Below are 24,115 nucleotides of genomic sequence, written 5' to 3' on the forward strand. Positions count from 1 at the left end.
TTATTAAGTCAATGGTGCTATATTAATGACCTGTTATGATTCGATATATTTTTACTTGTTGTTACTTATTTATAGGCTTTTTGGTGGTTGCTCAGGATACGCTCTATTATGATTCAGGAGCCATTAGGTCTGTAGGCCGGCTGGTCAATGATCAAAAGGAGGGAGATTGGTTGATTTATTATCCGGGTGGCTTACTCAATTCTCAGCTGTCATATCACCGGGGTGTACTGGAAGGAGAGCAACGGGTATATGGATTTACCGGGGCGCTAGAATCCAGAGAATTTTGGGTTGATGACCTCCCTCAGGACTCGGCGTTTTACTATTATGCTGACGGGACACTGGAGCGCCATGGCAGGTATGAGATGGGTCTATACAGTGGCTTGTGGCAGTTTTATCATGCGAATGGGGAGTTGAGGCAGGAGGGCAGTTACCAGAAAGGTTTGCCGCATGGGCTATGGCTCAGTTATTATGAGAATGGTCAGGTCCGCGATGAGGGATTTTACACTGATGGTCGGGAGTCAGGATTGTGGAAGTTTTTTGATGAGCGTGGTAACCCTACCTATGAGGGCCACTATGCCGATTGGAAGCGAGTGGGGCAGTGGTATTTTTACAATAAGACAGGTAAGCAGAAAAAATGGAAAAGATTTCCATTGAGTGGAGATTAGAGTTCTGACTGGAAGTTGATAAAGAAATTGAGTTCACCCTGGGAATTGTAAGAATACTCAAAGCGGAAGGTGATGTCATACAAGGTAACTATGTCAAGCCCAAGCCCTACGCCGTACAGCAGCCTGTTTGTGAGCACGTCACTCTGGTAGTATCCGGGGTAGTTGTTTACCCATCCTGCATCACCAAACATTTTAGCGTAAAAGGCAAATGGAATTTTTCTGAACTTCTTCAGAGGCATGGCCTGGCCGAGGTTGGCCTGGGTACTAAGGAGTCTTTTTTTCAAGGTGTTCTTGGTTAAAAAATTCTGTGGACCTTCAATCACATCAAGCTCATAGCCCCGTACATAGTAGTTATCCAGACCAAACTGGGTATAGTTGAAGTAGGGGACATTATCACTCGTGGTGAGCTGTCCACCTATGCTCACGTTGCCATAAAAACCAGACCCCATGTCGAAATAGTGGTAGTGGTTGGCGGTGAGTCTCCATATGTCCACGTCTTTGAATATCCCCAAACCAAGTTTTTCGATCATCGCGAGGGTTTTGTGACCGGTAAGTGGATAGTTTTTATTGTTTCGCTTATCCTGTGAGAAGGAATAGGACAACCCCAGTACCTGTTGGCTGGTCGTCCCCTCACCGAAATAGTTGGGATTGAGCGCTGCAATGGTATCGGATATGTTCATGGAGTAACCCTGTAGCATCAGATAATGGTAGTTGTAGAAAGAGGGCCTGTAGGTATATACAATATACCCCGATGTAGCCTCCCTGTTAATTTCCTCAGCGGTGGTAGAGTCCGTGAAGACCGTGAAGTGATCGGTAGTCATGTAGGGTAGTTTTTTGTTGTTCAGGTATCCACCACCAAAGGTCAGCCCGTGTTTTTGACTTTTGTCTATGTAAGGGATTGAGTACTGAAAAATCAACCGCTTTTCAAAGCCTGTGAGCCCGATGAAGCGGAGACTTTCTTTCCGTCCTCTGAAGTTATAAACATCCAGTTTCAGCCCATATTTTACCCTGCTGGGATCATGGTCGCGGTTGTACCACCAGTCATTGAAGTTTCTATCCGCCAGTCTGAATACGGGAGAAGGCCAGATGTACCATCGTTCCTCTACTTTGATCAGTAAATCCACTGTGGCCGAATCCAGCTCCAGTTGGTCTATGGTGACTGAGTAGAAGAGGTTTGTGTTGTACACGTTATTTCTGGAGGTCTCCACCAATTCGTCCAGACTGCCTGCAGGTACATATTCTCCCTCCTGGAGCCTCAGCTCACGGGTGATGATGTAATCCTTGGTCTTTTCATTTCCCAAAATGAAGATTTTATGCACCTGTATGAGACGGGAGTCGAGTGTGTCTTGCTTGGCTGTTTGCTTTCTATTACCCTTTTCTGTTTGCCCGAAGGCCACTGTACCGCCTACAAAGGCCACCAGCAGTAATAGATATAGTTTCAATAGTTCTTTCCTCACGATCCTACTTTATACCGACTAAAACAAGCCGGAAGTGTGTTTCATTTAGTGCAATCTGCAAACTGAGCGAATATAATTGTTTGCGCCAAATATGGTGACTACTTTTGATGGGTGAAAAACGTAATCAGAAAGCTTTTTATTCTCCCGGTGCTGTTTTATCAGTATAGTATTTCACCACTTTTTCCCAGTACCTGCCGTTATTCACCCACCTGCTCCAATTATGCCAAAGATGCCATCATGAAACACGGTGTGTTCAAGGGAACCTGGCTGGCGATTCGCCGAATTTCAAAGTGCCACCCATGGGGTGGGAGCGGGTACGATCCGGTGCCTTAGGGAGTCTGTTGTAATTCTTTCAGTTCCTCATCAAAACCACTGGAAAGAATAGGGAACCGGCACCACGTTCTCGGATCCACGTTGAAGTCATCCAGGTGAAAGCTTGGCGCTATTCGCTCCCGCTTCCATTGATTGATTGACCATAACCTGAAAAATTTAGTGATCCACTGTTTCAGCAACACGTGATCGGGCCATCGTCCTTTGAGTCTGGCATATACTTCCAGCGGTGATTTTCTATCTCTGATGGCTTTCTCCTCTATGTCTACGAGTACGGCATAGGGCATCAGATCATCCTCGTCCGTTTGGTGCCGGTCCTGGGGCCGTAGTTCGGCAGTGGGCGATAGGGTGTTTACCTTATGCAGTCCTGTATATCCCAGCTCCTTTTCGGCGTATACCAGCCAGCTGAGAATAAAGTTCTTGTCAACAGCGGCAATAGGTGAAATACTACCACTCGTATCACCATCCATGGTGGCGTAGCCTACATCACCTTCACTTCTGTTTGAAGTGGACAATAGCAAGCACTTCTTGATATTGGCCAGCATCCAGATGATCGGGGACCGGGCTCTGGCCTGGATGTTTTGAAGGGCAATGTCATCAGTTGTCCAGTCAAGGGATCGTTCGAGTACGGTCTCGATGGATCGGGTATAGGCGGACACTTCCTCGTCTATGGTCCAGTGAAAGAACTGAGCACCAATACTTTCCGCCAGGCCTTTTGCTGAGGACAGGGTGTCCTCTGATGAGTTTTTGGTACCCTGATAGGCGGTATAAAAAAGTTGGCTAACGATTTCCTTCGGATCATCTGCAGGCACTAGGTCGATACCCAGCTTGTTCTTGAATTCATCAAAGCCAAGTTCAATCAGTCCGTTTTTCACAGCCTGAGCCACTAATACAGCGATACTGCTGGAGTCTGCGCCACCACTTAGTGAGAGGACAAATCCTTTGCTCTTGCTTTTTCTCAGGTAATCGAAAAGGGCCAGTGAGGCGGCTTTGGTAAACTCTTCGTGTCTGCCCTTGGCATCCGGGAGAATGTTTTCCTCGCTCAACTCCGGCTGATCAAAATCAATGGTACACCCCAGTGTGTTGAAGTTTTTGAATGAAAGTCGGGTGTTTTTTCCCTTCAATACCCCTTCCTGAGCAATGAGGATGTCACCGTCATAAATCATCCGTCCGGATTCATTTCCCAGGAGATTGGCATATAAATAGGTGCAACGAAAGGTTTCGGAGCTGCTGATGACCAGGTGCTCTCTGAAATCCGCTTTGGCAAATGCAAAATGACTGGCCGATGGGTTCAGCAGCAAGTCCACCTCTTCATTGATCAGGTGGCATGCCGGACGATCCTTTCTCCAGGCATCTTCACAAATTTCAAAGCCTATTTTGATACCCAGATAATCGATCGTGAGGTGCCCGAAAGGGCAGGTTTCGTTACCAATCTGTAGCTCTGTAATCCTGCCGGATTCCCAGGGGGTAAACCATCTTGGTTCATAGTGCACGCCATCATTGGCCAGTTTTTGCTTGGCGTAGACTCCCAGTATTTTCTGGTTGGCAATGAAGCAGGTGGTGTTGAAGACCCGCTCCCCGTATCTCATGGGCAGGCCCACAGCCACTGCTATATCCTGAGTGTGCGGAACAATGTCCTGAAGTTTCAGAAGGGCCTTTTCAGGGAGCCATTCGCTGAGAAACATGTCTTCACAGCCATATCCGGTAATGGAAAGTTCGGGTAAGCAAAGAATCTCTATGCCCTCGGAACGGGCCTGAGCAATAGATTGCTTAATATTTTGCAGGTTGTTTGACCAGTCCATAGGGATCTGGTTGAGGCAGGCGCCGCCTATTTTAATCCTTCTTCCCACTATTCTATCTTTAGTTGTTGCAAAGACCTCTGAGCTGCGTCTTGCTCCGCTTTCTTTTTGCTAAAGCCAAACCCTTTGCCCAGTGGTTCTTCATCCACGATCACCTGAGCTACAAACTGCTTGTCCCTGGCATCTTCATTTGATTTTAGAATCTCAAAACGAATGGTTTTGTTTTCCCTTTGTGCCCACTCGATGATCTTGCTCTTATAGTTGGTGGTGGTGCTGGCCAGCTCTTCAAAGTCGAAATGAGGCTGAATCAGCTTGTTTTCAATGAATTTTTTACTGAATCTAAACCCCTGATCAATGTAAATAGCGCCAATAAGTGCTTCCAGAGAGTCACCATAGACGGATTTGTGAGAGATGCTGCTTCCTTTGTTTTTGTGATACTTCACCAGGCCTTTCAGCCCAATTTTTTTTGATAGGTTATTGAGTGATTCACGGTTGACAATCTTAGAGCGCAGCTCTGTGAGGAAGCCTTCCTCTTTGAAGGGAAAGCGCTTGAAAAGCATCTCGGCCACTACCATCCCCAGGATGGCATCCCCGAGATACTCCAGTCGCTCATAGGAATCTTTAAGTCCTTTTGAGTTGAGCTCGGCAGCACTGGAGTGCCGCGTAGCTCTTTCATAAAGGGAGAGGTTGTTGGGTCTGCGACCCGTGACGATCTTGTAATTCCTGTATAGCTCCTTATCCGGTCCGGAGAAAAGATATTTAATGAACCCGTGAGATTTCCTGAATATTGAGGGCACTACCCGCTGTATTTACCGAAAATAACAGAAGCGTTGTGACCACCAAAACCAAATGTATTACTCACTACCACATTGACATCCCGCTTTTGGGCGGTGTTAAATGTGAGGTTCAATTTAGGATCTATTTCAGGGTCATCCGTGAAATGATTAATAGTTGGAGGTATAATGCCCAACTCTAAAGCCATGATAGAGGCGATACTTTCAATGGCACCTGCAGCTCCTAAAAGATGTCCTGTCATGGACTTGGTACTACTGATGTTCATGTTGTATGCGTGCTCTCCAAATACCTTTTGGATGGCCTTTACTTCTCCGGCGTCTCCAAGTGGGGTAGAGGTGCCGTGCGTATTGATGTAGTCTACTTCGGTAGGCTTGATATTGGCATCTGCAAGGGCCTCATTCATTACGATCACAATCCCATCCCCATCGGGGTGCGGTGCCGTGATGTGGTAGGCATCGGCAGACATTCCCACACCGAGTACTTCAGCATAGATTTTAGCTCCGCGTGCTTTGGCATGATCCAGATCTTCAAGCATCAGTGCTCCGGCACCCTCGCCGAGCACAAAACCGTCACGATCTTTGTCATATGGACGCGAAGCAGTTGTAGGGTCATCATTTCTTTCAGAAAGCGCTTTAAGGGCATTGAAACCACCAATTCCGGTTTCGATCACTGCCGCTTCAGAGCCACCAGTTAGAATGACGTTGGCTTTACCGAGTCGGATGTAGTTATATGCATCTGACAAAGCGTTGTTAGAGGAAGCACAAGCCGATACTGTGGCAAAGTTGGGTCCTCTGAACCCGTACTTGATAGACAAAAGTCCGGGGGTAATATCCAGAATCATTTTTGGAACGAAGAAGGGGTTAAACCTCGGGGTGCCGTCACCCTTTGCGTAGCCTATCACTTCGTCCTGGAAAGTGGTGAATCCACCAATTCCGCTGCCCCATATCACCCCGATGCGGTCTTTGTTGGTTTTTTCCAGATCCAGTCCTGAGTCCACGATAGCCTCATCTCCGGCTACCATACCATAGTGACTGTTAGGGTCCATTTTCCGGGCTTCTTTTCTATCTAAAAAGTCCAATGGATCAAAACCTTTCACCTCGCAGGCGAATTTGGTGCGAAATTTTTCTGAATCGAATCGAGTTATAGGAGCGGCACCGCTAACACCCTTAGCAAGTGCGTCCCAATAATCATTTTTATTGTTTCCTAACGGTGTTACCGCACCGATTCCTGTAACTACGACTCTTTTTAATTCCATAAACTGAATCTCAGATTATTTTACGTTTTCTTCCAAATATGAGATGGCCTGGCCAACAGTAGCGATATTTTCAGCCTGATCGTCTGGGATAGAAATATTGAACTCTTTTTCAAATTCCATGATTAGCTCCACAGTATCCAAAGAATCAGCTCCCAGATCGTTGGTGAAGCTGGCCTCAGTAGTTACTTCTGATTCTTCAACACCCAATTTGTCAATGATTATTGACTTTACCTTTTGTGCTATTTCTGACATTTTTATAAAATTTAGTTAAAATCCGATGCAAAGAAATACATTCTAACCATTAAAATCAAAACAAATTAAACCCTTGAGAAATGGTATCGCACAAGGTATTTGGGTAATTTAGCGCTTCATTAAGCCACAGGGATGAAGAAGAGTCGGCTAACTACCCAGTATCCAACTGATTTTGAATTGATAGGGATCGTATCATCGGCTAAAGAGTATCAATTAGCCTGGCATTTGAATCAATTAAATGAGTTTCACCTGGTAAAGGAGGAGGATGTGAAGATTGATTTTGCCGAAAACAGACAGATTCGTGTATCAGTACTGATGGAAGAGACAGAATTCAGGAAAGTGTACTTGCTGAAGAATAAGCTTGTAGCTACCAATATCCAGTCCAATCAATTTCTTATTCAGGAGCTGCAACAATTTGATTTTTTGCTGAAGTTGTCCAGCCAAACAGACGAAAACTGGGCGAATGAGTTACTTTTGAAGGTCAAAACCATCCCCGTGATAGACTATTGTCTGACCATAGACGTGAGCAAGATTAAAATGAAAGATAATTTGGTTTTCTGATAAAGAAGGGCCGAATGGCAATGTTGGATTCAACATGATCAAAATATTCATTTACTTGCGGTCAATTTAAGAGAGAATTTACAACCGATATTATACGCATGAAAAAATCCCTTTTCAAAAAAACCAAAATAGTGGCCACCATCGGGCCTGCCAGCCGCAACAAGGAAACACTGGCAGAACTGATCAAAGCTGGCGCTAATGTATTCAGATTGAATTTTTCACATGGTACACATGCTGATCATCAGAAAACCATACAAATGGTACGTGAACTGAATGATGAGCTTGGAGCCAACGTGGCTTTACTTCAGGATTTGCAAGGCCCGAAAATCAGAGTGGGGCAGGTAGAAAATGACGGTGTACCCATAGCTCCGGGTCAGCAATTGATCATTACCACCAAAGACATGCTGGGTACCAGCGAAAAGGTGAGTACGGTCTATGAAGGTATCGTGAATGATGTGAAGCCTGGAGATGCTATTTTGATTGATGACGGCAATATTGAATTAAAGACAATCAAGGTGACCGGTGATGAGGTGATCACCGAGGTGGTTCATGGCGAACTTCTCAAATCAAGAAAAGGCATTAATCTGCCCAATTCCAATGTATCGGCTCCATCTATGACCGAGAAGGATATAGAGGACCTGGAATTTGGTTTCCAGTTTAATCTGGAATGGGTGGCCCTCTCTTTTGTGAGAAAAGCCAGTGACATTATAGAAATAAAGAAAAGATTAGTGGCCGCTGGTGTCAATACCAAGGTCATAGCCAAAGTAGAAAAGCCGGAAGCCATTACTAATCTGGAAGAAATCATCAGAGAGACTGATGGAGTGATGGTAGCACGTGGTGACCTGGGTGTGGAGGTTCCTTCTGAGAATGTGCCATTGTTACAGAAGCGTATGGTGAAGTTGTGCAACAGAGCGGGCAAGCCGGTGATCATTGCTACCCAGATGATGGAGAGTATGATAGAGAACCCGCGTCCTACAAGAGCGGAAACCAACGATGTGGCCAATGCCGTTTTTGACGGAGCAGATGCACTCATGCTCTCTGCTGAGTCAGCTTCAGGTAAATTTCCGGTGCAGGCCGTGCAGCAAATGGCCAAGACGATCGTGGCGATAGAGTCTGATTCCAGGACCATTTACTCCAAATACGAAGAAGAAGACACAGAGTCTACTACCCGACACAATGACTTGCTGGTAAGATCAGCCTGCCGGTTGAGCGATCAGGTAGGGGCAAAGGCCATAGTAGGGATGACCAAAAGCGGCTATACTGGTTACCGACTGGCTATGCACAGACCTAAGGCCAATATTTTCTTGTTTACAAACCAGAAACACCTGCTTCGCCAGATGAATCTGGTATGGGGAGTGACAGGCTTCTTCTACGATAAGACTTATGGGATTGATGAAACCCTTGTGGAAATAGAGAAAGAGCTTGTGAAAGAAGGTTATTTGGAAAAGGGGGACTTCTTTATCAATACGGCCAGTATGCCACTCCACTGGAAGGGTCATACCAATATGATGCGAGTGACCCAGGTAGAGTAGAGGAGGATTTTGGCTCATTCACCGTGACTAAGGTATCAGTGGGCGAGTATTGAGGTTGCTAACATATGAAAATCATGAGTTTTGCTGTATATATGGCAAAGCGCATGATTTTTTTTGTATCAGGAATAAACGGCCAATTGCTTTTTCTGGGCATTATTCTTGTTTTTGGAAGTGTTTTCCTACCGGTGATTCAGTCCCGGATCGAAAAAAAGGAAGCTGAGATCCTTAAGGTACATTTAGAAAACAGACATCAACAAACCCTGATAACCTTTGAGGAGTCTATGAAGGGCTTTGTGACGCTCATGTCTGGGGTGAGAGCTTTTATGGTTTCCGGCGATACTCTGCCATCTCAGCAGGAACTTCAGGATTTTTTGGCCTATCAAATGAAGGACCTGAAGTACAACACGCCTATTATTTTGTCCTTTGTGGACAAGAACCACATATTCAGGTATTCATTCAATCAATATGAAGATGACCCGGCTAAGCTCATAGGATCTTCCGTAAGGGAGTTTAGGAGTGCAGCTGAAATTGCAGAACTGGATGCTGTGATGCGTGATGAATTGATTCATTTACTTGCCCCGATCAACATGGTGGAGGGGAAGGTAGGGATACCGGTCACCTTTGGCATTGTCAGGGATGAACAGGTCCTTGGATACGTCGCAGCCATTATCGACTTTAAAACTCTTATTAACCCCATATACAACGCCCAGTCTGTGGAGTCTTATGTTCATCATTTCTCTGTGGGAGATCACATTGATTTTGACCGGGAGAGAATTTATGATGGATCAAAAACCTATCATGATAGGCAAGATTCAAGTTTTTATAAGAATTACGATGTTCCTGAAAATACATACCTCTACAGTGGATTGGATTTATACGGCTTGAAATTTACCATTGGCACAGCTTTTCTGGAGCAGGATGAGCAAAGGTTCAATATGTCGATACTCCTTTACGGTTGGTATCTGTTGCTTATAGCCTTTGTGGGGTTTTCTGTCTACCGTCTCCTGCATTATAGAAAGCTAAATGGGGAACTAAATACTTCAAAAGCCAGAGTAGAGTCACACAAGGTGATGCTGGAAGAGCAGAACAAGGAATTGCAGCGGGTGGTGGGTACGAAGGATAAGCTTTTTTCCATCATTGGTCATGACCTTAGAGGGCCACTTTCCTCCATTGTGACGATGATGAGTGAGTCACAGCATAACAGGATTAGTCCGGAGGAAAAGTTGAGGTTTTTAGCCGGACTCCGTGATGCGGCCAAACAGAGCCTGAATCTACTGGATAACTTGCTGCGTTGGTCTATGATCAATACTGGGGCCAGGTCACTGGACTTAAGGAGAGTTGATGTAGCCAAATTGGTGAGTCATGTCACTGATCACCTGGAGGTAGTTGGCAGGTCCAAGGATATTTCTATTGTGGCTGAAGTATCAAATGGTCTGGAGTTAATGGGTGATCGGGATATGTTATCCACGGTGTTGAGGAACATTATTTCTAATGCTATTAAATTCAGTTATATCCATTCTGAGGTGAAGGTCAGAGCTTATTCAGCAGGGCACCTGGTTATATTTGAGGTACACGATTCCGGGGTAGGGATGACTGAAGAGCAATCTTCGACATTGTTTGAGGTAGACAGAGGAATGGGTGACAGGGGTACAGAGGGTGAAGCTGGAACAGGCCTGGGGCTTATTGTGTCCCACGATTTCGTCAAGCTTCATCGCGGAGACATTAAGGTGGAAAGCAGGGAAGGACAAGGGTCTATGTTCAGGATTATTTTGCCAGGAGGTGATGTGAGCCATGAAGAAGAGCTTGCTAAGAGTAAAGAGGAGCATCTGAAGGCCTCGGGCTGGTAAGGGCCGAGTCTATTCCTTCAAGAATTTACCTGTCCATTGGGTCATACCATCTGCCGCCTGAAAGAAATATAGGCCGGAAGGTAGCTGGCTGATATCTATGGTTGGTTCTTCACGATTGAGTTGAATCAAAAGAACACTTCTGCCAGTGGAGTCATAAATTTTAATCGAATTCACCTTTCTGTTCAGGTGAATGAGCGAAGAGGCAGGATTTGGAAATATTTGCAGGTCTTTCTCCGTGCTTTGTTCAGCCTGCAAGATGATATTCCCCTTTTCATCTACCTGATGGAAGGAGTTCACTTTTTTAATCAGCCACTTATCCGGATCAAAAGTCAGCTGCTTCACCTGGCCACTTGCTGGAATCTTGAAGTATTGGTGATTTTCTGTAGGGTAAAGCCTGGAACGTTTCACCTGCCCACTCTTGTAGGTGATTTGAAATTCCAAAGGTGTAGAGAAAAAGGACACATCATCAGTGGTGGTCTGTTGAATATTGATGCCCAGGGTGTCACCGGCTAATTTGGTCCAGGTGATGTCAAAAACCGGAAACCCTCCACCATAATACCATTGCTGGAAAAAGGACTCAAAATCCATCTTGGTCTCCCGCTCCAGTACAGCTCTGAAATCCTCACCAGATGCCGACTGACCGCCATATTCCTGAAGATAAGTACGCATGGTCTTAAAAAACAATTCATCGTTATCAATAAGCTCACGGATCATATTGATCAGCAGCCCACCTTTGAGATAGGTCAGTCTATATTGAAAAATTCGCGAATCGGTCAGTTCCTCATCCAGAGGAATATAGACAGAACCCGTGTCTGTACCGGTGACGCTGAGCATGTCGTCTTCCATGATGGCGCGGGCATTCTTAACAGACAGAAGCTTTTCAGCGGCTATGTATTCACAGTATCGTGCAAAGCCCTCGTTGATCCAGATATCATTCCAGGTAGCACAGGTCACATGATCTCCAAACCACTGGTGTCCAAGCTCATGCGCATCCAGCCCAAAGGTGAAAATACCCATAGAGCTCATGGTTTGATGTTCCATGCCCCCGCTGAATGGCGCCATTACATGACCATACTTTTCCTGATGGAAGGGATAGAGTCCAAAAAGCTCAGAAAAAAGCTCCATCATCTCCGGTAACATATCAAGTTCGTCCTTGTAGTAGGGCAGGGTTGCGGGGTTGTTGTAGATGTAATTCTGAATCAAAATGGAGTCGCCGGAGAGCGCTGCGGGCTTGGCGTAATTGTTATATTCTACGTATTCACCTACGGTAAAGGCCACCAGGTAGTAGGCCATTGGGTAGGTAGATTTCCATTCATGGCGTGTTTTCCCATTGATCAGGCTTAGGCTTCGGGTTAATGTCCCATTGGAACCCACTTTGAGGTGATTGGGGACAGTGATGTGGACACTGACCGAGTCTATTTTATCATTGAGGTCTTGTTTGGCAGGCCACCAGCTTTTAGCATTAAATGGTTCTGATAGTGTCCAGGTGACCTGGTTATCCCAGGCATTGGATTGGGCATTGTTGATGCCGGAGAAAATGCCACTGGAGGCAGGGTTGGGAGTGCCCTCATAGGTAACCGAAATGGAAATCAGCTCACCTGCTGCTACCCTTTCCGGTGGGGAGATATGCAGCAGGTCCTCAGTATGCGTAAAGGAGACATCTTCTCCGTAAATTGTGACCCTGAGTACATTTAGTTCATCGATCAGTTCCAGTATGAATTCATCCGGCTCTTCCCTGACTACCTCCACGAGCAAAGTAGCGGAGCCAGAGATGCTGGTAGAGAGGTTGTCAGCTGCCAGATCCAGTATCAGGTATTTCATATCAAAATGATCTGAAACAGGTGCCGAATACTGCGTGGACGCTACACCGGAGCCACGATGACAATAGGCAATGTCTGTCTGAGAATAGGTCAGACCGGAAATGGCCAAAAGAACAACATAAAGGAGAGTTCTCATAAATCTAAGGTAAGAACAATATGAACACGTAGGTACCTGATTTATTTCAGAAGTTTTTAGGCTCCACCATCACTATCTGCTCTTTTTCCACCATCACGGCGCCCGCAGGGGTTCCTTTCCGCTTTCGTACGTACTTTTTCGGTGTATAAATGACCGGGCAGAGGGAGTCAGTTTTGCGTTTAGAAAACCATGCGGCCAGTTGAGCTGCATGCTCCAGTACCGTTTTGGGGATGTTCTTGCCAGCCTGATGTCTGATCACTACATGGGATCCGGCCACATCTTTGGCATGAAGCCAAAGGTCATCCTTGTTGGCCACCTTCAGGGTGAGCTCATCATTGGCTTTGGCGTGCTTGCCCACCATGATCTGGTATCCCTCGAAGGTGTATTGGTGATAGGGTAGTACCTCTTCTTGTTTTTCTTTCTTCTTTTGGGTGGGTTGCAGGCTACGGATGGCTTTGATGTTTTCAGCCTCTTCAAGCTCCGCCGCTTTCACCTCCAGTGTGTTCAGATGTGTCTGCCGGATATGTAGGTTCTCCTCAAGTTTATTGATTTCCAGCTGCTGATTTTTGGATTTGCGGTAGAGGTTTTCAGCATTTTTCTGAGGTGTCCATTCCGGGTTGAGCTTGATGGTAATCTCAGTGTCAGCATAAAAGTCGTGGAGTGTGACCGAAGTGCTCCCCTTGGGAATCTGATGAAGGTTGGCCATCAAAATATTAGCAATTTCTTCGTAGCCACGTCTCTCCCTGATGGCTTCCAGTTTTTCACGGGTTTTTGTCAGATAGCTCCTGGTTTTCTTAATGGTGTCTTCCAGAGGGCGCAGTGCGGCATGTTTTTCAGACTGGAGATAATATGAGCGGGTATACTCCTCATAGTATCTGGTACAGGCGGCGATGGCATCACTTGTTTTCAGTAGTATGGGGAGATTCTGTTCCAATAGGGAAAGGACGGGCATTCCATTTTTTTGGTAGATCCAGATGGGGTTGCTTTCCAGCTGATTCAGCGTCTGGGTCATGAGTTCCCATTTTTCCGGGATGTCTTTGCGCTCATATCCAAGGTCAGCAAGGAATTGGTTCACCTCTTTTCCGAGTACCGGAATGTAAGCTTTGGGATTTCCATCAAGGTCTGCGAACCTTTCAAAATTCAAGGTAAGATCCTTTTTTAACTCCGCAGGGATTAGTTCCTTGTCTCCGGGAAGATTGTTTCGGAAGAGTTTTAGGGTTTCATGATTTTGAGCCAAAAGGACATTGGAGCGACTGGCGTGCATTTTGAAAATGAGGTAGTACCCATTCTCAAAATCGATGGCAAAGGACCTTTCGAAGGGATAAACCCTCACTGAAGAAACCTTTTTGCCCCGGAGTCTTGCAAAGAGATCTATGCTGTTTTTTTTGGCTCTTTTGAAATCGCTTGAAATCTGCAGAAGGCAGATTTGAGGGTTTAAATTAGCTCGGATATATACCTCGCCACTTTCAGCAGCCAACCCAAGAATGAGCTCGTCTTTGCTTTGGGAGAAGCATTCCAACAGCTCGTGACCAGCTAACAGGTTATGCAGGTCACGGGCAAGTCTCTTGAGAAAAAAGTAACTGTGAAACATGAGGGCAAAGATGCATGATCCTGATGATGATATGGTATCACAGGGTGACCTTAAGGCCGTCGAAAGCAAAGTCGATACCCTCCGGAAGCTCCGGCTCCACATCGCGGTGTTTGCCCATGGAGTGACTCATGTGCGTAAAGTACGTTTGCTCTGCGCCTAGTTCTTCCGCCATGGCGATGGCCTCTGCCAGTGTGAAGTGGCTGATGTGTGCCTTTTTTTGGAGGGCATTGAGCACAAGTATTTTGGAACCTTTGATCTTTTCTTTTTCAGCCTCGGGAATGGCGTTAGCGTCGGTGATATAGGTGAAGTCACCAATCCTGAACCCAAAGACCGGGAGCTGGTAGTGCATCACCTGGATGGGGGTGACAGCTACGCCACGTATGCTGAAGGGCTCATTGTGAATTTCATGAATTTTCACCTGTGGTACCCCAGGATATTTCTGCTCGGCAAAGACATATGAAAATTCTTTTTGGAGCTGGGTGATCACTTCAGCAGAAGCAAACACAGGCATGTCCATTTGCTGCCTGAAATTAAAGCTGCGAATGTCATCCATACCGGCTGTGTGATCCTTGTGCGCATGCGTGTAAAGGACGGCATCCAGTCTCTTGATGCGTTCTCTTAATATTTGCGTTCTGAAGTCAGGGCCGGTATCTATCACCATACTTAGTCCGTCTATTTCGATATGAACGGATGTACGTGTGCGTTTGTCACGAAAGTCAATAGAGGTGCAAACTTCGCAATCACAGGCTATGACGGGCACACCCTGGGAGGTGCCGGTACCTAAAAAAGTAATGATCAAAATGAAAGTTGTGTTTGATTGATTTCCTGAAAGAGTTTTCGGTTTTTCTCACTCAGGTCTTTCGTGTTGATGTCAATTTGCTTGAGAATCTCGAGAAGGCTATTGATTTTTCCATCCAGAGAATAGTACTTATTGACTATGGCAATCCGCGTGTCTTTCAGGATGCAATAGCCGGATTGAAAATTTCCCTTCTCATATCTGAGCATGTAGTCTGTCTCGGAGAAGATATCCTCCAGCCTGTTTAAGAAATGTTTTGTGTATTTAATTTCCATCTACCATGTAGCCTTTTACTGTTTCCACCAGGGTGTCGTAATTTAATGGTTTTGGAAGATAACCATTGATTCCGGCTTCCTTAAAGTCATCCAGACTATAATTATTGGCATTGCCCGTGATGGCTATAATGGGGACATCAGCATTTTTGTTTTTCATTTTACGGATTTCCCGGGCACACTCCATACCGTCCATTACGGGCATGTGTATGTCCATGAGGATAAGGTCAAAGGTTTCGGACTCTAGTTTGTCAATTACCTTTCGGCCATCCTTTACTGCACTAATCTCATAATTCTGCAGGGAGAGAATCTTTTTGGTAAGATTCTGTATCACAGAACTATCCTCTGCAACCAATATTTTCTTAATCATTAGGGTAGGGTTCGGGTGGTTAAAAAATTTGCGTAACTCTCTTTAAATTCGGTAAGACACTTTTTCAATTCACCAAGCTGCTTATTCATGTATTTATAGTCCTTATTTTTTAGTTTTTTCTCCAACTCTCTGGCTACGGCTGCCAGCCGTTCAATGCCCAAAGTGCCGGCATTTCCCTTGAGCGTGTGAAGCTCTCTGCGCATGGATTCGTATTCCTTCTGGCTGGCAAAATCTGTAACACTGGCCACTTGTTCTGTGGCTTCCTGGTCAAAGTCGCTCAGCACACTTTCTATCAGTTCTCGGCCTCCATACTTATAGAGGTGGTTGAGTGTGTTCTGATTGATCACCAGCTCTTCGGTGCTTTCATTAAAAACTTCAGAACTTACCGATTTAGGCTCAAAATGCAACCAAGTTTTGACTTTTTCAATTAAACTGTTGGCTTTTATTGGTTTGGCGATGTAATCGTCCAATCCTTTCTTTAGAAATTTCACCCGATCCTCTTCCATGGAGTAAGCGGTCATAGCAACAATAGGCGGTCTGTGCTGTAGTTTGAGCTTTTTTATTTTGGCAGTGGCCTGTACTCCATCCATGTCAGGCATCTGAATGTCCATAAAGATCAAATCAAATTTCCTCTTCTTTACTTCTTTGATCGCTTCCTGCCCGCTGCTCACTTCCACTACTTCACATCCGGATTTTAGAAGTATGCTCTTGGCCACATTTCTGTTGATCTGATTGTCGTCTACCAAAAGAATTTGGGGGCTGGAATCAGTAAACTGTTTGACAAAAACATTCTCTTCGGTCTTTTCAGTTACTTCATGAGCACCGATAGAGTACGCTTCAAAAGTAAACCAAAATGTGCTTCCCAAACCCGGTGTGGAGGCCACACCAATTTCGCCGCCCATCGATTTGACGAGCTCTTTGGAGATGGCAAGCCCCAGGCCGGTGCCCGAGTAATTCTTACTGCTGGAGCTGTCTATCTGGCTGAAATTCTGAAACAGTTTTTCTATATCAGTCTGGTAGATGCCGATTCCGGAATCTTTGATGAAAACTTTGAATCTGTAACAGTTATCCTGCTGGTTTAGCACACGAATGCTCAGGTTGATGTTTCCCTTTTTTGGAGAAAACTTTATGGCATTGGAAGTCAGATTGGAAAGTACCTGAGTGAGACGCGTTTCGTCAGCCATGATGTACTCCGGCAGCTGATCATCCAGGTGGTAATACAGGGTATTGTTGCTCAGGTGTGCCTGCTGCGAATAAAGTTCGTAGACTTTCTCAAAGGTGTCTATCAGGCGCACAGGCTGAAGTCTGAGCTTCATTTTTCCGGCTTCTATCTTGGAGAGGTCCAGGATGTCATTGAGGATATGCAGCAGGCTGTCCGAAGATTTTTTGATGGTACGAATGTATTCGGACTGCTCATCGTCCAGTTGGGTGGACCCGATGAGGTCTATCATCCCTATAATGCCGTTCATCGGGGTTCTTATTTCGTGACTCATATTGGCCAGAAACCTTTCTTTGATCTGCAGCGAGCGCTCAGCCAGTTCTTTGGCTTCTCTCAGTTGTCGGTTGGTCTCTTTCAGCCGGGTGAAATCCCGTGCCACACCCTCGATCTCATATTTATTTTTTCTTCGCTTGATTAATCTTACGTTACTCAAAAATTGAATTTCATTGCCATTTTTGGTCACTACCACACCCTCGTAGTTTTGCACTTGTTTGTCTTTGTACAGTTCTTTGAAAAGGTCCGAGAGTTTGGATCTGGAGATGAAATAGTCGGTGATTTTTTTACCGACCACCTCTTCCTGCTCAAAACCAAGCACGCGCTTCACCGAGGGACTCACAAGGGAAATAATCCCATCCATATTGCATCGGAAATAGATGTCCTGGAAGGATTCGAATATGTTTCTGAACTTTTCTTCGCTCTCCATCAGAGCAGTTTCTGATAGTTTTTTCTCAGTGATATCGTTGGCTATGGCCGAAATCTCATGGATACTCCCATCGGGCAGGAAAATGGGATTGAGGAACACATCACGCCATACTTTTTGACCATCCAGTGTTTTTTGACTTATCTGAAAATTGAGGGTGTTTCCCTTAAAAACATGTTCGTATTTTGTTTTCCAAAAATCGTTGGTTTTGTGGGGCATCGTGCTTGAGTCCTGGCTTTTAAGACTCATCCCTATTTTGGGCTCATGGCCATAGTAAGCTTCAAAAGCTTCGGCGTAGTTTTTATTAAAAGACGTGAACCTAAGTTCGGAATCCAGGGACCAGATCTGGTGGGTACTGCTTTCAAAAATGGCGTTGATACGGGCACCCTGGTTTTGAATTTTTTCCGTATTGAGCTTTCGCTCCATAGAGAGGGTGATCTGGCCCGAGATGAAGTCCAGTAGCTCCAGGTCTTTGTGGTTGTAGGCAGATTGATCCTGATACGAAAAAACAGAGAGTACACCTATCGGCCTGCTGTCCAACTGTATCAGTACTCCCAGCCATATATTGGGCAGCTTGTCCTGGAGTTTGACCTTTTTCTGTTTGGCTATTTTTTCAATGCCATCGCTGTAGATGATCATTGGTTTGCCCCGCTCAAAAGTGTAGTCGGCCAGTAGTTTTTCTACATCTTTTTTGAATTTGACGCCCGTTTTCTCTTCATAACCATTTACCCAATAGGCATATTGATAGGTTTTTCCCTGCTTCAGCGCCACACTAAAGTTTCTTACTTTCAGTATGTCATTGAGCTCCTGGAATATTTTGCCATAGAAGTCCTCCGGGCTGTTTTGAGAGATGGTAATGTTGGCAATTTTGTAGTAAAGGCTCTGGGCTCGCTCAGCACGGAAGCGCTCAGTAATATCAAAAAAGACGCACCTGAACTCCGCCGGTTCGTCATCCTCAAAAACGCAGGTGAGCTTGCCAATCACATAAATATTCTTTCCATACTTGGTCTTCAGTACAGTTTCAAACCTCTCCAGGCGACTACCGGCCGTGATTTTGAGGAGGTTGTGAAGCGTTTGCTTGCGGTGGTCTGGGTGGACCACTTCTACAAATTTCAGATCGAAAATTTCGTCCTCTCTGTAACCAAGTTTGTTTCTCCAGGCTTCGTTGACAAACCGAAACTCACCATTGGGCTTGAATATCTGTATGAGATCATTGGATGAATCAAAGAGTTCCTTGAGGTGGAAATTGGTTTTTTCTACCAGACCATAATAGTCCTCATGGGCTTTTTCAAGTCTTTCCTGAAGCAATTTTACCTCTTCCTTAAGTGATTTGATGTCTTGTTCGGCCAGATCCATTTCTATAAAATTAGCCAATTAATGCTACTTTCGGGATTGAAATGAGCTTGAAAAAAAACATACTGGTATCTGTGGTGGGCCCCACGGCCGTGGGTAAGACTGCTCTGGCCATTGAGATTGCCAGATATTTCAATACAGAAATTGTTTCGGCGGATTCCAGGCAGTTTTATCGAGAAATGAATATTGGCACTGCCAAGCCAGATCAAGCGGAATTGGACCAGGTGAAGCATCATTTTATCGATTCACATTCTATCAAAGACCACTACAGTGTGGGGATGTACGAAAAAGAAGCACTTGCACTTTTGGATGAGCTGTTTGAGCATCATGACGTGGTGGTGCTGGTGGGAGGATCGGGCTTGTTTTTCAAAGCCATTTGGGAAGGGTTTGATGAGATGCCTGAAGTGGACCTGGTCCTGAGAGCAGCCCTGAACAGGTGGTTTGAGGAGGAAGGACTCGCGCCAATGCTGGAGGAGCTGAAGGAGAAAGACCCTGAGTATTTCAGCCTGGTGGATCGGCAAAATTATCAGCGTGTCATCAGGGCACTGGAGGTCATTCGCTCATCAGGCGAAAGTTTTACTTCTTTCCGGAAAGGCAAGGCTCCGAACAGCAGGAATTTCGAGAATCTGAAAATCGGATTGAATTTGGAGCGGGATGTCCTTTTTGATCGAATCAACAGGCGGATGGACCTAATGATAGATGCCGGACTTTTTGAGGAAGCTGAGGAGCTATTACCTTACAAAGACCATAATGCGCTGCAGACCGTAGGCTATACGGAAATTTTCAGTTACCTGGAAGGGAAATATGATCGGGAGGAGGCAGTCAGGCTACTGAAACGTAACAGCCGGAGGTATGCGAAACGCCAGCTTACCTGGTTCAGGAAAGATGAAGAAATAAAATGGTATCAGCCGAACGAATCCGAACGAATCATTCGGCTGATAGCAGATTGCTTAAATGCTTAGAATGTCTACCAGTCTCATCAACTCCGGGTTGATGGGCTTGGCTTTGGAGATGGCCAATTTAAAGCTTGTGTAGGCTATTTTGTCGTTGACCACACCTACCATCACGTTCTTTTCGCCATTTACCAGACCTTCTACGGCTGCCATGCCCAGTCTGGATGAAAGGATACGATCATATGATGTAGGGGACCCACCTCTTTGGATGTGGCCAAGGGTAGAAACTCTGATGTCGAGATCTGGAAGTTCTTTTGCCACCTTTGCAGCTACTTCTATGGCGTCTCCCTGCTCACCACCCTCTGCCACCACTACTATGGAGGATGTTTTTTGGTTGTCCCGTCCTTCCTTCAGGGTTTGAATCACGTCTCCTATCGTGGTAGAGGTTTCTGGCACCATGACCAGCTCCGCTCCACCACCGATTCCACTTTGGATGGCGATATAACCACTATGTCGGCCCATTACTTCTATAAAAAACACCCGATCATGCGAGTTTGCCGTATCGCGTATTTTATCAATGGCATCCAGTGCGGTATTCACAGCTGTATCAAAGCCGATGGTATAATCGGAGCCATAGAGATCATTATCTATGGTGCCGGGTGCACCCACGATGGGAATTCCATATTCTTCATAAAAGATATTGGCTCCTGTGAATGTGCCGTCACCGCCGATGGCCACCAGGCCCTCGATTCCTCTTTTTTTCAGTTGCTCATAGGCCTTAGCACGACCTTCCTTGGTCATAAAGTCTTTGGACCTAGCAGACTTCAGGATGGTACCCCCTCGCTGAACAATGTTGCTCACCGAGTATGACTTCATTTTGTAAATGTCACCGTCTATCATGCCATTGTATCCATATTTGATACCATAGACATCCAGACCAAGATATAGCCCTGTTCTCACCACAGATCGGATACAGGCATTCATGCCTGGCGCGTCACCTCCTGATGTAAAAACACCAATACTTTTCATATTCTAAATCAATTTAAAAAATTAGGGGGCTATATTGTTTATTTGCTTTCGGGGCCCAATATTAATTAAAATAAGAAAGGTATAAAATGGAATTTGTCTCTATTAATGCAAAATGCCACTAGATGAAGAATAGACGTATTTTGATTATCACGTATTATTGGCCACCGAGCGGGGGTGTGGGAGTACAACGATGGTTGCATTTTGCTAAGAATCTAAAAGAAATGGGGTGGGAACCCATCATTTATACTCCAGAAAACCCACAATTTGATATTCATGATGAGAGTCTACTCGCGCAGAGTAAAGGAATTTCTGTGATTAAAAGAAAGATATGGGAACCTTTTGATTTTTTGCACCGCCTTACAGGTAATAAAAACCGGAATAGTATCCAACAAGGGTCAGCACTTGAGAAATCAGGTAAATCATGGAAGGATCAAGTCATTATCTGGATACGTGGCAACCTATTTATTCCGGATCCCAGGGTTTTCTGGGTCAGACCTTCGATAAAATTTTTAAAACGGGAGATTGCTGAAAGAGAGATTGAAACGATTGTTACCACAGGGCCACCTCATTCTATGCATCTTATAGGCCTGGGTATCAAGAAAAAATTGCCCCGGATTAAATGGTTAGCGGATTTCAGAGATCCTTGGTCTGATTGGGACTTGCTGGATAAACTTAAGACTGGCAAGTTGGCAAAGTATGGGCACGAGCGATTGGAAAATAAGGTTTTCAGGTCTGCAGATACGATCCTTGTGACTTCAACCGGGACTGCGAAACTGATGTCTCAGAATCACAATATTGCTGCTGAAGTAATCACCAATGGAATAAGTGAAACTTATGAGTATCTGAACCAACGTATTTCTGAGGAGGGTAAATTGGTTATTGGCTACTTTGGAATGTTGAATGATGTGCGGAACCCTGATACCTTTTGGCAAGCATTAGAAGAGTTGTGTGTAGAGGATCCGGTCTTTTTGAATCGCCTGGAAATTAGGATTGGCGGGATTATTAGTGAGAGCGTAAGTGATGGGTTGAAAAGCCGTAAATTTGCGCAAAAAATAAAATTTATGGGGTATTTGCCCCATGGAAACCTTTTCAAGGAATATGGGAAATGTGATATGCTTCTTCTTTTGCAGAACAAGTCAGAAAACTCCAAATTCCTCATTCCTGCAAAGTTTTTTGAATATCTCGTGGCTGGAAGACCAATCTTGGGTTTGGGAGAGGTGCCCAGCGATCTTGGAGATTTATTTTCGAGCAGACAAATTGGGGTTTTTATGGCACATACCCAATTCAAAGCAATGAAGGAATTTATAACTGCAATTTATAATAGGAGCTTTGAAATTAATCTGGAAGACTACAAAAGTCTGATAGGTATGTATTCTCGGAATAGTCAGGCCATGAAATTGGCTCTGCTGTTAGAAAAACAATCGGGTGCTTGAATATGAAAATTCCATTTTTAGATCTCAGAAGGCAGTATCAACAGATTAAGCATGAAATTGATGCTGAAATCCAAAGAGTTCTTTCTGATGGTTTTTTTATAGGGGGTGTTCCGGTTTTGGATTTTGAGAATGCGTTTTCAAAGTTCTCAGGAGCAACTGATTGTATTTCTTGCGCGAATGGTACAGATGCGCTTGAAATAGCACTTAAGGCATTGGGGATTGGCAGAGGGGATGAAGTATTGGTGCCCGCCAATAGTTGGGTTTCAACCGCAGAGGCAGTGAATAATGTTGGTGCAGAGCCGGTCTTTGTTGATGTTATTGAGCGGGAGTATACCATTGATCCAGGTCTTCTTGAGAGTGTCATCACAGATCAAACCAAAGCAATTATTCCGGTGCACCTCTATGGACTGCCTGCCCGAATGGCTGATATTACTGTCATTGCCAAAAAGTATGATTTAAAGATTATTGAGGATTGCGCTCAGGCGCACGGGGCTCAGTTAAATGGAAGGGCTGTCGGTACTTTTGGTGAGGCTGCTACATTTAGCTTTTACCCAAGTAAGAATCTGGGGGCATATGGAGATGCGGGAGCTATTGTTACCAGTGATTTACATCTTGCCGGGAAGATGAGAAGGATTGCCAACCATGGACTGCTGGGAAAGCATGATCATCAATTGATTGGCAGGACGAGTCGGCTGGACACATTGCAGGCTTCAGTCCTACTAATAAAATTGCACTACCTGGAGCAATGGGTGTTGAAGAGAAATCTGGTTGCAAGTTGGTACAACGAATACCTTAGAGAAGACATAGCACGTCCTGTCAATATGGACGGAGTGTACCACGCCTTTCACCTTTATGTCATAAGAACAAAGTATCGCAAGGATTTGATTGAGCTTTTTGATGATCTTGGAATCGGGTATGGCATACACTACCCGGTACCGATACCCTTAATCAACTCATACTCATATAAAGGACATAACCGCAATCAATTCCCCATCGCTTCCAAATTGAGTGAAGAAATCATATCACTTCCCATGTATCCTGAGCTAAGTGAGCGAGAGGTTAAATATATTTGTGATCAAATCAATACAATTGGCTGATTAATCAATTTAAGAATGGTTTGTTCATAGGTGTTAGGGAAGGCACTCTATGGTATAAAAAAGTGAACCTTTAAACATTGTAAATGAAAATATTGGACTGGCACCCTGGCGAAGACACTTTGCTTAAAGGGAAAGAAATAGAAGTACATGAGATTTACCACAGCCACCTGGCCACTCAAGAACTGACCAAATCGAAAATTCTTAAGAATTCTAAGCGCCAAATGAGAGCGAAAGCACTTGAGAAAGCGCTTCGCAAAATTGGAAAAACTTTAAAAGGAAATGTTCTAGAGTTGGGAGCAGGGGATGGTTGGTGCTCCGCTTATATCCTGTCTAAATACTATTCCCAATTAGCTGAGGTCCACACAATGGAAATTAATCCTGCAGCCATTAATCAATTGATACCAAAGGTTTTCGATGTAGTAGGCGTGAAAACGGATAAATCTACGCTCATACATGGAAGCTTCAATAACATTCAGGTTGAGGACTATTATGACTTTGTGGTAGTTATGGGAGCAATACACCATTCCAGTAATTTATTTAAGACGTTTACTGAGATTCAAAAAGCCCTGAAACCGGGAGGATGGTTGATTGCTCAGGAACCTTACATGGTGGATGATACAATGAATTCTTTCTACATTAACCGTCAGAATAAGGTAGATGATTTCAAAGGTTTAACCCAAGTGAAAAATGGGGATAGATCGGATGTTTTCTTCCGTGCCTGCGAGTATCGCACTGCTGCTTTTCATGCCGGGTTCGATTACAGGACTTTCATAAATCCTGATTTATCACTTTGGTACTTCAAAAGAGCACTGCTGAGACAGAATGCAGGCAGACCAAAGAATATGACAATCTACGCTCAAAAGCCTTTAGCAGGGCTTCAATTGCCCACACCCACCGGATGGGAGTAAATGAA

The 24,115-nt window shown here is 44.9% G+C and carries 21 protein-coding genes; 9 read left to right on the plus strand and 12 right to left on the minus strand.

Annotated features, from left to right (window positions below; all coding sequences use genetic code 11):
* The first annotated feature begins 35 nt into the window (after positions 1 to 35).
* On the plus strand, positions 36 to 665 hold the full coding sequence (locus tag RIH33_RS16775; RefSeq protein ID WP_406655043.1) for a toxin-antitoxin system YwqK family antitoxin: 630 nt from the start codon (positions 36 to 38) through the stop codon (positions 663 to 665).
* Here RIH33_RS16775 and RIH33_RS16780 read toward each other — a convergent pair.
* Positions 662 to 2,122, minus strand: a complete 1,461-nt coding sequence (locus tag RIH33_RS16780) for a POTRA domain-containing protein (protein ID WP_406655044.1) — start codon at positions 2,120 to 2,122, stop codon at positions 662 to 664. The two genes, RIH33_RS16775 and RIH33_RS16780, sit on opposite strands and share 4 nt — an antisense overlap.
* Positions 2,123 to 2,233: 111 nt before the next feature.
* On the opposite strand from RIH33_RS16780, the gene yidD reads away from it, so the two are divergent.
* Positions 2,234 to 2,455: a membrane protein insertion efficiency factor YidD gene (yidD, locus tag RIH33_RS16785; protein WP_395416299.1), complete on the plus strand. Its 222-nt coding sequence runs from the start codon at positions 2,234 to 2,236 to the stop codon at positions 2,453 to 2,455.
* Here yidD and nadE read toward each other — a convergent pair.
* The 4 genes from nadE to RIH33_RS16805 are packed head-to-tail and all read right to left on the minus strand — an operon-like array spanning position 2,452 to position 6,553.
* Positions 2,452 to 4,254: an NAD(+) synthase gene (gene nadE / locus RIH33_RS16790; RefSeq protein WP_406655045.1), complete on the minus strand. Its 1,803-nt coding sequence runs from the start codon at positions 4,252 to 4,254 to the stop codon at positions 2,452 to 2,454. The genes yidD and nadE overlap by 4 nt on opposite strands.
* A 47-nt stretch (positions 4,255 to 4,301) precedes the next feature.
* Entirely contained in the window at positions 4,302 to 5,048 is a 747-nt protein-coding gene (gene rnc / locus RIH33_RS16795; protein ID WP_406655046.1) for a ribonuclease III, read from the minus strand.
* A complete protein-coding gene (fabF, locus tag RIH33_RS16800; RefSeq protein ID WP_406655047.1) occupies positions 5,048 to 6,301 on the minus strand; it encodes a beta-ketoacyl-ACP synthase II in 1,254 nt (417 codons plus the stop codon). The genes rnc and fabF overlap by 1 nt, the downstream gene beginning before the upstream one ends.
* Positions 6,302 to 6,316: 15 nt before the next feature.
* A complete protein-coding gene (locus RIH33_RS16805) occupies positions 6,317 to 6,553 on the minus strand; it encodes an acyl carrier protein (protein WP_115868928.1) in 237 nt (78 codons plus the stop codon).
* Positions 6,554 to 6,685: 132 nt separating this feature from the next.
* On the opposite strand from RIH33_RS16805, the gene RIH33_RS16810 reads away from it, so the two are divergent.
* The 3 genes from RIH33_RS16810 (at position 6,686) to RIH33_RS16820 (ending at position 10,493) form a co-directional block, all read left to right on the plus strand.
* Complete coding sequence (locus RIH33_RS16810) at positions 6,686 to 7,114, plus strand: IPExxxVDY family protein (RefSeq protein WP_406655048.1); 429 nt, start codon at positions 6,686 to 6,688, stop codon at positions 7,112 to 7,114.
* A gap of 98 nt (positions 7,115 to 7,212) precedes the next feature.
* Positions 7,213 to 8,646 (plus strand): pyruvate kinase, encoded by a 1,434-nt coding sequence (gene pyk / locus RIH33_RS16815; RefSeq protein ID WP_406655049.1) that lies wholly within the window; start codon positions 7,213 to 7,215, stop codon positions 8,644 to 8,646.
* A 74-nt stretch (positions 8,647 to 8,720) separates the two neighbouring features.
* On the plus strand, positions 8,721 to 10,493 hold the full coding sequence (locus RIH33_RS16820) for a sensor histidine kinase (protein WP_406655050.1): 1,773 nt from the start codon (positions 8,721 to 8,723) through the stop codon (positions 10,491 to 10,493).
* Positions 10,494 to 10,502: 9 nt separating this feature from the next.
* Here the strand turns inward: RIH33_RS16820 and RIH33_RS16825 are convergent, their stop codons facing one another.
* The 6 genes from RIH33_RS16825 to RIH33_RS16850 are packed head-to-tail and all read right to left on the minus strand — an operon-like array spanning position 10,503 to position 18,771.
* Positions 10,503 to 12,449, minus strand: a complete 1,947-nt coding sequence (locus RIH33_RS16825) for a M1 family aminopeptidase (protein ID WP_406655051.1) — start codon at positions 12,447 to 12,449, stop codon at positions 10,503 to 10,505.
* A gap of 46 nt (positions 12,450 to 12,495) precedes the next feature.
* Positions 12,496 to 14,040: an NFACT RNA binding domain-containing protein gene (locus tag RIH33_RS16830; RefSeq protein WP_406655052.1), complete on the minus strand. Its 1,545-nt coding sequence runs from the start codon at positions 14,038 to 14,040 to the stop codon at positions 12,496 to 12,498.
* Positions 14,041 to 14,077: 37 nt separating this feature from the next.
* On the minus strand, positions 14,078 to 14,839 hold the full coding sequence (locus tag RIH33_RS16835; protein ID WP_406655053.1) for an MBL fold metallo-hydrolase: 762 nt from the start codon (positions 14,837 to 14,839) through the stop codon (positions 14,078 to 14,080).
* Positions 14,836 to 15,111 carry a hypothetical protein gene (locus RIH33_RS16840; protein WP_406655054.1) on the minus strand — a complete coding sequence of 92 codons (276 nt, stop codon included), beginning with the start codon at positions 15,109 to 15,111 and terminating at the stop codon, positions 14,836 to 14,838. The genes RIH33_RS16835 and RIH33_RS16840 overlap by 4 nt, the downstream gene beginning before the upstream one ends.
* Positions 15,101 to 15,478, minus strand: coding sequence for a response regulator (locus tag RIH33_RS16845; protein ID WP_159578805.1), 378 nt, complete (start codon positions 15,476 to 15,478; stop codon positions 15,101 to 15,103). The genes RIH33_RS16840 and RIH33_RS16845 overlap by 11 nt, the downstream gene beginning before the upstream one ends.
* The gene (locus RIH33_RS16850; protein WP_406655055.1) at positions 15,478 to 18,771 is read right to left on the minus strand and encodes a PAS domain S-box protein; all 3,294 of its coding nucleotides are present in this window, start codon (positions 18,769 to 18,771) and stop codon (positions 15,478 to 15,480) included. Before RIH33_RS16850 ends, RIH33_RS16845 begins: the two co-directional genes overlap by 1 nt.
* A 23-nt stretch (positions 18,772 to 18,794) precedes the next feature.
* On the opposite strand from RIH33_RS16850, the gene miaA reads away from it, so the two are divergent.
* Positions 18,795 to 19,712 carry a tRNA (adenosine(37)-N6)-dimethylallyltransferase MiaA gene (gene miaA / locus RIH33_RS16855; protein WP_406655056.1) on the plus strand — a complete coding sequence of 306 codons (918 nt, stop codon included), beginning with the start codon at positions 18,795 to 18,797 and terminating at the stop codon, positions 19,710 to 19,712.
* On the opposite strand, the gene pfkA is transcribed toward miaA, so the two are convergent.
* A complete protein-coding gene (pfkA, locus tag RIH33_RS16860) occupies positions 19,701 to 20,672 on the minus strand; it encodes a 6-phosphofructokinase (RefSeq protein ID WP_406655057.1) in 972 nt (323 codons plus the stop codon). The two genes, miaA and pfkA, sit on opposite strands and share 12 nt — an antisense overlap.
* 122 nt (positions 20,673 to 20,794) lie before the next feature.
* On the opposite strand from pfkA, the gene RIH33_RS16865 reads away from it, so the two are divergent.
* The 3 genes from RIH33_RS16865 to RIH33_RS16875 all read left to right on the plus strand — a co-directional run bounded on the left by RIH33_RS16865 (position 20,795) and on the right by RIH33_RS16875 (position 24,110).
* Positions 20,795 to 22,105, plus strand: a complete 1,311-nt coding sequence (locus tag RIH33_RS16865; RefSeq protein ID WP_406655058.1) for a hypothetical protein — start codon at positions 20,795 to 20,797, stop codon at positions 22,103 to 22,105.
* Between the two features lie 2 nt (positions 22,106 to 22,107).
* Positions 22,108 to 23,202, plus strand: coding sequence for a DegT/DnrJ/EryC1/StrS family aminotransferase (locus tag RIH33_RS16870; protein WP_406655059.1), 1,095 nt, complete (start codon positions 22,108 to 22,110; stop codon positions 23,200 to 23,202).
* An 83-nt stretch (positions 23,203 to 23,285) separates the two neighbouring features.
* Complete coding sequence (locus RIH33_RS16875; RefSeq protein WP_406655060.1) at positions 23,286 to 24,110, plus strand: class I SAM-dependent methyltransferase; 825 nt, start codon at positions 23,286 to 23,288, stop codon at positions 24,108 to 24,110.
* Positions 24,111 to 24,115 lie beyond the last annotated feature (5 nt).

It is taken from the genome of Marinoscillum sp. (genome assembly GCF_040222955.1).
In the GTDB taxonomy this organism is placed as follows: domain Bacteria; phylum Bacteroidota; class Bacteroidia; order Cytophagales; family Cyclobacteriaceae; genus Marinoscillum.